This is a genomic window from Jiangella asiatica, assembly GCF_004349065.1.
In the GTDB taxonomy this organism is placed as follows: domain Bacteria; phylum Actinomycetota; class Actinomycetes; order Jiangellales; family Jiangellaceae; genus Jiangella; species Jiangella asiatica.
In genome coordinates, this window is the sequence record NZ_SMKZ01000095.1 from 1 (window position 1) to 9,388 (window position 9,388).

Sequence of the window (9,388 nt, forward strand, 5' to 3'; positions counted from 1 at the left end):
GGCGTCGAGGGCGGCGAGGGCGATGAGGACGGTAGCGCCCGTGAGGCCCAGTGGGGCGACGGCGGCGGGTCGACCGGCGGCGGTGACCTTCTCCGGGAGCGCGCCGAGCCTCGTCCGCCGCCGGTCGAGCCAGCTCAGCAGGCGGTGTGCGAGCGCGGAGTCACCGATCGACGCTGCGGCCATGGCGTGCAGCGACACCTGCGGGGTCCACGCGGTCTCGCGGTCGGTCCACTCCTCGCCCGGCCGGACGCCGCCGTTGGTCACGGTGGTGTCGGCGACAGCGGCGCGCCAGGCCCGCTCGACGTCGGCGTCGTGCGGTGCGAACGGCGGCAGCAGGAACGCGACGGAGGCGTCGCGGCCGCCGGTGCCGCTGATGCGCCGGGCGTAGCCGTGCGCGCCGAACCCGGAGACGACGGTGCCGGCCAGCCGCCGCGCCGCCTCTGCGGCCCAGTCGGCGAGCTGCTCGTCACCGAGGCGCCGGAGCAGGTGGCGGCCGGCCCGGAGGCCGAGCAGCAGCGGCGCGGCCGATCCGAGCGTCGCCTCCCCGAGATCCATCTCCCAGAAGTCCTGTGACGCCTTGGGCAGGGCGGTGCCGGGGTCGAGGGCGGCCAGTGCCGCGCCCACCGATCCGCGGATCATCGGGCCGAGCGCGGTCAGCCGCTCCCGATCGACGGCCGACGACGGCGACCCGCTCAGCACCCAGGCCGCCCACAGCGTCCAGCCGATGCCGTCGAGTTGGAGCCCGCGGTCGTCGGGGACCGCCCGGGACCCGTCCGGCAGGTAGCGGGCTTGCCAGCAGCCGTCGTCCTCCTGCATCGCCGCCACGTACCTCAGCTGGGCGAAGGCGAGGTCCGCACGGCCGGCGAGCGCCAGCGCGACCGCCATGTACCCGGCGTCGCGCGGCCAGACGTAGCGCCAGTACGGGCTCCCGGCGGCCACCGCCGCGCCGTTCGGGAAGGTCAGCACGCCGATGTCGATGAGCGCCTGTTCGGCCATGTCGGCGTAGGGCGTCCCGCGGCCGGGCAGGTTGGCGGCGGCGAGCGACGTGCGGGCCGCGTCGATGTCGTCGGCGGTAGGCACGGCGGCGCCCGGCAGCTCGCCGGACGCGGTGTCGAGGTAGCCGGTGCCGTGGCACCGTCGCAGCCGCGAGTGCGGCGGCACCACCAGCGGCGCGCCGTCGGCTCCGATCACCACGCCGTCGGAGTACAGCCGGGTCTCCGGGCTCCACGCGGTGCCTCGGGTGCCGAGGGTCACGGTCACGGCCGTCCTCCTGCTGCGTAGGTGACGGTGGAGAAGTCGTAGCGGTCGCCCCGGTAGAGCGACTTGCCGTGCTCGATGCGGCGTCCGTGCTGGTCGTAGCCCTGTTGGGTGACGTAGAGCGCGGCGCTGCGCTCAGGGACGCCGAGCAGCTCCGCGGTGGCGGCGTCGAGGTTGACGGCGCTGATGCGGCGGTCGTGACGGCTGACGCGGATGCCGTAGTGGTCGGCCAGCACCTGGTAGAGCGACCCGTCCAAGGGCTTCTCGAGCAGTCCGGGGACGAGCGCGGCCGGCAGCTGGACCTGCTCCACGCTGAGCGGGACGTCGTCGGCCAGCCGGACCCGGCGCACCTCGTAGTAGTGAGCGCCCGGCTCGATGCCGAGGTCGTGCGCGACGGCGATGTCCGCGACCGCCTGCCGGCGCTCCAGGACCCGCGACCCCGGCGTCCAGCCGCGGGCCCGCACGTCCTGGGAGAACGACGTCAGCACCGGCGTCTTGGACAGGTGCGGCGCTGCCACGAACGTTCCCACGCCGGGCGCCGAGCGCAGCAGCCCGTCCTCCTCGAGCAGCTTGAGGGCGGCGCGAACGGTCACCCGCGAGACCCCGAACAGCTCGGCGAGGTTGCGTTCGGACGGCAGCACGTCGGCCGGCTGCATGACGGCGATGAACTGCTGCTCGATCAGCGCCCGCACTTCGAGCGGCTTGACCGACGGCCGGGCCACGCGCCCCTCCCAAGAAAAACAGACCAGTGGTTCTCTTATCGGGAGGAAGACTAGCGACTCAGCGCCCGGCGGAGCCAAACCACATGTGGCACACACGACGACGCGCCGCGACCCGGACTGTTCAGGGTCGCGGCGCGTCGTCTCCGTTGGTGCGCGCGAGCGGCTCACGCGGTCGCGACGTCACCTCCGACGGGGCGTTCCTTGGTCGCGGTCGGCGCCGCGGCCGAACCCACCGAACCCGTCGAGCCGGCCTCGGCCGCGGCGGCCTTCGCGGCGGCCGAGGCCTCCACGCGGGCCAGCACGTCGTCCGGGACCTCCTCGGCGCCGATCTCGTAGCCGGACTCGCCGTGGTGGACGCGGTCGACGCCGACGACCTCGTGGTCGTCGTCGATCCGGAAGCCGACCGTCCGCTGCAGGAACCAGCCGATGAGGTAGGTCACCACGAACGAGTAGGCCAGCACCGCACCGGCACCGACGATCTGCCGGCCCAGCTGGTCGAAGCCACCACCGAAGAACAAGCCGTCGACGCCCGCCGGAGCGTCCGCCGTGGCCAGGAAGCCGATGGCGATCGTGCCGACGAGCCCGCCCACCAGGTGCACCGCGACCACGTCGAGCGAGTCGTCGTAGCGCAGCCGGAACTTCAGGTTCACCACCAGCGAGCAGATCGCGCCGGCGACCACGCCGAGGATCAGCGAGCCGATCGGGTTGAGCGCCGAGCACGCGGGCGTGATGGCGACCAGACCGGTCACCACACCGGATGCCGCGCCCATCGACGTCGCGTGACCGTCCCGCATCTTCTCGACGACGATCCATGCGATCATGGCCGCACCCGTGGCCGCGACGGTGTTGACCAGCGCCACCGCCGCGACGCCGTTCGCGCCCACCGCGGAGCCGGCGTTGAAGCCGAACCAGCCGAACCACAGCAGGCCCGCGCCCAGCATCACCAGGGGCAGGTTGTGCGGACGGTGCGCGCCCTTGCCGAAGTCGCGCCGCCGCCCGAGCACCAGTGCCAGCGCCAGGCCGGCCGCACCGGCGTTGATGTGGACCGCGGTGCCACCGGCGAAGTCGATCGCCCCGAGCCGGTCGCCGATCCAGCCACCGTCGCCGTCGGCGAACGCGAAGACCCAGTGCGCCACCGGGAAGTAGACCACGGTGCCCCAGATCGCGGCGAACAGCAGCCAGGTCCAGAAGTTCGCCCGGTCGGCGATCGAGCCCGACACGAGCGCGACGGTGATGACCGCGAACATGCCCTGGAATCCGACGAACAACATCGTCGGAATCGTCCCGGAGAGCGCCTCCGGGTCCATCAGGCCCGAGAGGCCGAAGAACTCGCTTGGATCACCGAGGAGTCCGCCGCCGACGTCCTCACCGAATGCGATCGAGTAGCCGTACAGAACCCACAGCACGCTGATGACGCCGAGCGCGCCGAAGCTCATCATCATCATGTTGATGACGCTCTTCGCGCGGACCATGCCGCCGTAGAACAGCGCGAGGCCCGGAGTCATCAGCATGACAAGTGCCGTGGACACGAGTATCCAGGCGGTATCTCCGGTATCCATGGAGTGCCGTCCCTCCCATCCCAAGAACGGCGCCGACCCGCGGTGCGTCACTGCCCACCGCGTACCGGGCCTGCCGTCTGCCGAGCCGCGACGTTGCGACATCCGAACGCCGACAGCGTGTGCCGCTGGGGTTTCGTAAGGCAGCGCAAGCGGTTACAAGGTGATGTCGTGAATGCCGCTATGTGTCGTCTCTGTTAATCACCGGAGGATTCGCGGCGAACGGCACGCACATCGAGGAGATGTCTCGTCGTTGGCAACGTGGGTGGTGGGATCACGGGTTCCCGGGCCGCCGATTCTGCGGCAGGGTGGGTGCACCAGCGGGCGGAGGGCCTTCGAAAGGGGAGGGTGCCGTGATCACGAGCACGATGATGGATGTTCCGCTACAGGTGCGCCGGCTGCTGGAGCACGGCGCCACCATCCACGGCGCCAGCCGGGTCGTCACCGCGACCGACCAGGGCCCGCGGGAGGTGACCTTCGCCGAGGTCGCCACCGACGCGGCGCGGCTGGCCGGCGCGCTCTCGTCGTTGGGTGTCGGCCCCGGCGATCGCGTCGCCACGTTCATGTGGAACAACGCCGCCCACGTCGAGGCGTATTTCGCGGTGCCGGCCATGGGCGCTGTCGTCCACCCGCTGAACATCCGGCTGTTCCCCGAGCAGATCGCGTTCATCGCAAACCACGCCGGCGATCGCGTGGTCATCGTCGACGGCTCGTTGCTGGCCGGGTTCGCCAAGCTGCTCCCGTCGCTGAAGACGGTGCGGCACGTCATCGTCGCCGGTGCGGGCGACCCGGCGGTACTGGAGGGCTGTGGCGTCGGGGTGTATGACTACACGCGGCTGCTCGCCGACCAGTCCGACCACTACCACTGGCCCGATCTGGACGAGACCTCCGCCGCCGCGATGTGTTACACGTCCGGCACGACCGGCCACCCGAAGGGCGTCGTCTACAGCCATCGCTCCATCTACCTGCACGCCCTGGCCGAGGCGCTGCCCGACGCGTTCGACCTGTCCGCGCGGGATCTCCTGCTCACCGTCGTGCCGCAGTTCCACGTGCTGGCGTGGGGGCTGCCGTACGCCGCGTTCGCCACCGGCACGTCGCTGGCCATGCCCGACCGGTTCCTCACGCCGGAACCACTGGCGGCGTTCATCCAGGCGGCCCGACCCACCAAGGGCGCCGGGGTGCCGACGGTGTGGGGTGGCCTGCTGCGGTATCTGGAGGCGAACCCCGACGCCGACGTGTCGTCCTTGACGCACCTGGTGGTCGGCGGGTCGGCGATGTCGGAGGCGCTGATGTCGGCCTACGACGCGCGCGGCATCACGCTGCTGCACGCATGGGGCATGACGGAGACCAGCCCGCTCGGAACGTTCTCGCGACCACCCGTCGGCGCCGACCAGCACGACGTGGCGTCGTACCGGCTGAGCCAGGGCCGCTTCGCCGCACCCGTCGAGGCGCGCCTGGTCGGTCCGGACGGTGAGCTGGTCGGGTGGGACGGCGAGTCGGTGGGCGAACTGGAGGTCCGCGGCCCGTGGATCACCGGCTCCTACTTCGGGGGCGGCGGCACCGGGGCCGACCCCGGGGGAGGTATGTCGGACAGCGACGAGGAGCGCTTCGACGAGGGGTGGCTACGCACCGGCGACGTCGGCTCGGTCAGTCCGGACGGCTACCTGCGCATCACCGACCGCACGAAGGACGTCATCAAGTCCGGCGGCGAGTGGATCAGCTCCGTCGAGCTGGAGGGCCTGCTGGCCGGGCACCCCGCGGTGGCCGAGGCGGCCGTCGTCGGCGTCCCGGACGAGAAGTGGGGCGAACGGCCGATGGCCGCCGTCGTCGCCAAGGAGGGTCACCAGGTCGACGTGGCCGACCTGCGCGACTACCTCGCCGAGCGGCTGGCGAAGTGGCAGCTGCCGGAGCGCTGGGCGGTGGTCGAGGAGATTCCCAAGACGAGCGTGGGGAAGTTCGACAAGAAGATCATTCGCGCCGCTTACGCACACGACGACCTCAACGTCACTACGCTCGGGTGAATGCCGGTCGAGTTCATCGGAGCGAACCCGTGCGCCACGCTGAAGCGCGGCGACGCACGTGCCGGTTTCGTGTCGCTATGGGAGGCCGAGTGGAGTGTGCAGGGCGCCGGCCTCGCCCTGCTGGCGTGGGTCGACGGTGACGACCAGATCCGGCTGCTGACCCCGGACGCGACGCTGGGCAGCTGGCTGGCCGAGACGTTCAGCCGGTACTTCCCCGAGCTCGACGGACTGCCGGAGATCGCCGAGCCGGTCGACTGCGACATCGTCGAGTGGCACATTGGCTCGGAGAACGCGCGGGCCAAGGTGGTCGGCGCCGACGGCTCCCGGGTGATCGCCACCATCAGCCGGCCGGTCGAGACGCGTCCCGGGCAGGCGGTGGCCTGGCAGCTCGGCGGCGTGCCGTGGACGCTGACCAACCTGCTGACGTTCTGCACTGACGCGACGCTCGAGGTCGACGGTGCCAGGGTGCTGGGGCGGCCCGAGGTCACCGGCAACGGCGGCCGCGCCCACTCCACGGCCGTCATCGCCACGTACGAGACGTGGACCCGCAACGCCCCACCACTGCCCGAACCGGAGTCCTAGCTTTCGGCGATGCGCTTGATCGCGGCCAGGCGGGTCTCCCAGGCCGCCGCCAGCGCGCTCATCCGCCGGGCCGCTTCCTCCAGCCGCTCCGGCCGCGCTCGGTAGAGGACCTCGCGGCCCGCCCGCCGACCGGCGACCAGGCCGGCGCCGTCGAGCACGGTGAGGTGCTTCACGACGGCCTGCCTGGTCACCGGCACCGCTTGGGCGAGTGCGCTGGCACTGGCCTCACCGCGCTCGGCGAGCAGGTCGAGCAGCTGCCGGCGGGTGGGCTCGGCCAACGCCGCGAGGACGGCGTCGAGCTCGGACCGGTTCATGCGACGACCCGGCTCACACCGTGATGGACTCGGCGTACGCGCGCAGCTCGTCCAGCTCCGCGCGCCAGCCCTTGGTGTGCTCCTCGAAATGCCGGTCGCGGCTCTCGGCGTCGAAGGCCAGCTCGGCGAAGCCGGACTCGACCACTCGCAGCCGGGTGCCAGCACCCTCCGGGGCGAGGGTGAACACGACGAGCGTGGCGTTGCCCTCGGCCGGCTCCTCGCCCTCCAGCACCCAGCGGAAGGCGAACGTGTGCGGCGGCTCGACAGTCTCGACCCTCCCCTCGGCGACGCCGTAGTCCTTCCAGGTCAGCTTCAGCTCGCCGCCGGGACGCAGGTCGATCTCGGCGCTGGAGTCGGCGAACCAGGTGCCCAAGTGCTCGGCCTGGGTGACGATGTCCCAGACCCGCTCCGGCGGTGCGGCGATCACGATCTCGCGCTCGATGGTGTTGGTGGTCATCGGTTCCTCCTCGGTGAATCCTTCCTTGTGCAACCCCAGGGTTGCACAATGTGGTGCTCAGGCGCAACCCTGCGGTTGCAAATGGATCTGGACTAGCGTTGCCGGTATGACCGTGCTGATCGACGTCGACGAGCTGCGCCGGCGGCTCGCGACCGGGGAGCGGACCGTCCTGCTCGACGTCCGCTGGAAGCTCGGCGATCCCGACGGGCGGCGCCACTACCTGGCCGGACACCTGCCCGGCGCGGTCTACGTCGACCTCGAGACCGAGCTGGCAGCACCGCCCACCGCGACGGACGGCCGGCACCCCCTGCCGGGCCTCGCGACGCTGCGCGCGGCCGCCCGGCGCTGGGGCGTGCGCGACGGCGATCTGGTCGTCGCCTACGACGATCTCGGCGGCATGTCCGCGGCACGGGCCTGGTGGCTCCTGCGCTGGGCCGGCGTCGACGGCGCGCGGCTGCTGGACGGCGGGCTGAGCGCCTGGACCAGCGCCGGCGGGCAGTTGGAGACCGGCGACGTCACTCCGGCGCCAGGCGACGTCGAGCTGCGGGCCGCGGCCCTGCCGACCGTCGGCATCGACGACGTCGCCGAGCTGGCCGCCGACGGGGTGCTGCTCGACGCCCGCGCCGCGGAGCGGTACCGCGGCGAGGTCGAGCCCGTCGACCCGCGCGCCGGGCACATCCCCGGTGCCCGCAGCGCACCGACCACCGACAACTTGAACGCCGACGGCCGCTTCCGCGACGCCGGCGAGCTGCGGGCCCGCTTCGCGTCGCTGGGCGTCGACGGCGAGCACCCGGTCGGGGTCTACTGCGGCTCCGGTGTCACCGCGGCACACGAGGTGGCGGCACTCGCCGTCGCCGGCATCGACGCCGCGCTGTATCCGGGCTCGTGGTCGCAGTGGTCGGCCGACCCGGACCGGCCGGCCGTCACCGAGCCGGGGGAGTCTCCAGAGCAGCCGTGATGGCCGGCAGGCGATCGCGCAGCGCCGCGAGGGCGGCCCGGGTACGGCCCGGCTCGCCGATCGACGCGAGATTCAACAGGCCCGGGTCGCCGCGGCGCTGACCTGCGTCGATACTGTCGGCGGCACGACCCATCCGGCGCTCCACCCGCGCCAGGATCCGCGCCGGCGTCACGTCGCCGTACGCCTCGGCCATCAGCCGCAGCCGGGCGGCGACGACGTCCGGCGGCAGCTCGCGGTGCAGCGGCAGCGACTTCCAGGCGACGAACGCCAGATCGTCGACCGGCAGCCCAGGCCCGGCCATGTCCCAGTCGATCACGCCGACCACGCGGTCGCCGTCGACGATCCAGTTGTAGGCACCCGGGTCGTTGTGGCAGACGATCTCGCCGTCGCCCAGGGCGCGCCGTCCGTGCCGCCACTGGACCTCGCCGTCCGGCCGGAACGCCCGGACCGCGTCGTGGAAGCGACGCAGCCACCGCACGCCGTCGGCCAGCAGGGCGTCGCTGACCTGGTCGGTGTCGGCCTCGATGCTGCGCCCGGGCAGGAACGTGAGGATCTCGCGGCCCTGCTCGTCGATGCCGAGCACGGTCGGGATGGAGTCCAGACCGCTCCGGCGCAGGTGACCGAGCAGCGCATGGACCGCCGGCGTCCACGGACCGGTCGGGCGCCGCACGGTGTCGCCGACCCGGCGCGCCCCGCCGACGTTGCCGCCCGGCAGCGGCGTCTCGACCGGACCGGTCGCGGAGTCGCCACTCTCGTTCATCGGGCGATGCTGTCACACGTCGGCGGCTCGATCGGGACCGGCCGGACGTGGCAGACTTGCTGTTCCTGGAGGGCTGCCGGAGTGGCCGAACGGGGAACTCTTGAAAAGTTCTAGGGCGGGGCCCTCTCCGTCCTCATGGGTTCGAATCCCATGCCCTCCGCCGGACGCGTGGAGTCTCAGTCCGCCTGTGCCCACGGATCGATGAGCGGCACCCCGGTGCCGTCGAAGTCGCGCCCGTTGCGGATGGCCAGACGCGCGCCACCCGCGAGACAGCCGGCAGCTATCTGCGCGTCGGCCATGCTGATCGGCCGGACCAGCCGTTCGCGCTCGACGCCGACCTCGGCGTACCCCGGTCAGTCCGTTCCGGCAGGTCCAGGTCGACACCGCCATGATCGACGAATTCGCTGACGGCGTCACCATTCGTCGGGCATCCTTGGAACGTGACGCGCCGCGGTGGGGCGGCGCGCTGACGAGTCGAGGAGCACGATGAGCGCACAGGTAGCCATCGTCTGCGACCAGTGCGGCGACCTTGGCACCGTGGGTTCGTCGCCCGAGCGCGCCCGGGCGATCCTGAGCGGCTGGTCCCGGTGGCACGGCCAGGATCTCTGCCCGCTGTGCCGATTCATCGCACAGAACCGCGCCCGGATGGCCGCCACCGGCTGACCTGCGTGCGCGTGCCACACTGGACGGCGTGACACGCACGGTCTACGGCCCTCCCACGCAGCTGGCGGTCCGCGGGGTCGGGGTGGGCGCCGTGGGGC

11 protein-coding genes and 1 tRNA gene are annotated in these 9,388 nt (G+C 72.2%); 5 read left to right on the forward strand and 7 right to left on the reverse strand.

Annotation, left to right across the window (positions count from 1 at the left end; all coding sequences use genetic code 11):
- From E1269_RS31355 to E1269_RS31365, 3 genes are all read right to left on the reverse strand, one after another.
- The coding region (locus tag E1269_RS31355) for a glycoside hydrolase family 15 protein (RefSeq protein ID WP_131902079.1) at positions 1 to 1,260 on the reverse strand (1,260 nt) is incomplete at its 3' end.
- Positions 1,257 to 1,979 carry a GntR family transcriptional regulator gene (locus E1269_RS31360; RefSeq protein ID WP_131902081.1) on the reverse strand — a complete coding sequence of 241 codons (723 nt, stop codon included), beginning with the start codon at positions 1,977 to 1,979 and terminating at the stop codon, positions 1,257 to 1,259. The genes E1269_RS31355 and E1269_RS31360, both read right to left, overlap by 4 nt.
- A 164-nt stretch (positions 1,980 to 2,143) precedes the next feature.
- Positions 2,144 to 3,538, reverse strand: coding sequence for an ammonium transporter (locus tag E1269_RS31365; RefSeq protein ID WP_131902083.1), 1,395 nt, complete (start codon positions 3,536 to 3,538; stop codon positions 2,144 to 2,146).
- Between the two features lie 353 nt (positions 3,539 to 3,891).
- Here E1269_RS31365 and E1269_RS31370 point away from each other — a divergent pair, with 353 nt between their 5' ends.
- Both E1269_RS31370 and E1269_RS31375 read left to right on the forward strand, forming a co-directional pair.
- A complete protein-coding gene (locus E1269_RS31370; RefSeq protein WP_131902091.1) occupies positions 3,892 to 5,556 on the forward strand; it encodes a long-chain fatty acid--CoA ligase in 1,665 nt (554 codons plus the stop codon).
- Positions 5,557 to 6,138: a hypothetical protein gene (locus tag E1269_RS31375; protein ID WP_131902085.1), complete on the forward strand. Its 582-nt coding sequence runs from the start codon at positions 5,557 to 5,559 to the stop codon at positions 6,136 to 6,138. It abuts the gene before it with no gap.
- Here E1269_RS31375 and E1269_RS31380 read toward each other — a convergent pair.
- Together E1269_RS31380 and E1269_RS31385 are read right to left on the reverse strand one after the other, a co-directional pair.
- Positions 6,135 to 6,452, reverse strand: coding sequence for an ArsR/SmtB family transcription factor (locus E1269_RS31380; RefSeq protein WP_131902087.1), 318 nt, complete (start codon positions 6,450 to 6,452; stop codon positions 6,135 to 6,137). The two genes, E1269_RS31375 and E1269_RS31380, sit on opposite strands and share 4 nt — an antisense overlap.
- A gap of 13 nt (positions 6,453 to 6,465) precedes the next feature.
- Positions 6,466 to 6,909: an SRPBCC family protein gene (locus E1269_RS31385; RefSeq protein ID WP_131902088.1), complete on the reverse strand. Its 444-nt coding sequence runs from the start codon at positions 6,907 to 6,909 to the stop codon at positions 6,466 to 6,468.
- Positions 6,910 to 7,015: 106 nt separating this feature from the next.
- Here E1269_RS31385 and E1269_RS31390 point away from each other — a divergent pair, with 106 nt between their 5' ends.
- The gene (locus tag E1269_RS31390; protein ID WP_203434279.1) at positions 7,016 to 7,867 is read left to right on the forward strand and encodes a sulfurtransferase; all 852 of its coding nucleotides are present in this window, start codon (positions 7,016 to 7,018) and stop codon (positions 7,865 to 7,867) included.
- Here the strand turns inward: E1269_RS31390 and E1269_RS31395 are convergent.
- The gene (locus E1269_RS31395; RefSeq protein WP_131902090.1) at positions 7,833 to 8,627 is read right to left on the reverse strand and encodes a phosphotransferase; all 795 of its coding nucleotides are present in this window, start codon (positions 8,625 to 8,627) and stop codon (positions 7,833 to 7,835) included. The genes E1269_RS31390 and E1269_RS31395 overlap by 35 nt on opposite strands.
- Positions 8,628 to 8,694: 67 nt before the next feature.
- Between E1269_RS31395 and E1269_RS32635 the strand changes: the two genes are divergently transcribed.
- Positions 8,695 to 8,787: transfer RNA gene (locus tag E1269_RS32635), tRNA-Ser, on the forward strand.
- 16 nt (positions 8,788 to 8,803) lie between these two features.
- Here the strand turns inward: E1269_RS32635 and E1269_RS33995 are convergent.
- Positions 8,804 to 8,926, reverse strand: a complete 123-nt coding sequence (locus E1269_RS33995; RefSeq protein WP_162606712.1) for a PIN domain-containing protein — start codon at positions 8,924 to 8,926, stop codon at positions 8,804 to 8,806.
- 187 nt (positions 8,927 to 9,113) lie between these two features.
- Between E1269_RS33995 and E1269_RS32645 the strand changes: the two genes are divergently transcribed.
- Positions 9,114 to 9,290 carry a hypothetical protein gene (locus E1269_RS32645; protein ID WP_162606713.1) on the forward strand — a complete coding sequence of 59 codons (177 nt, stop codon included), beginning with the start codon at positions 9,114 to 9,116 and terminating at the stop codon, positions 9,288 to 9,290.
- The last annotated feature ends 98 nt before the right edge of the window (positions 9,291 to 9,388 follow it).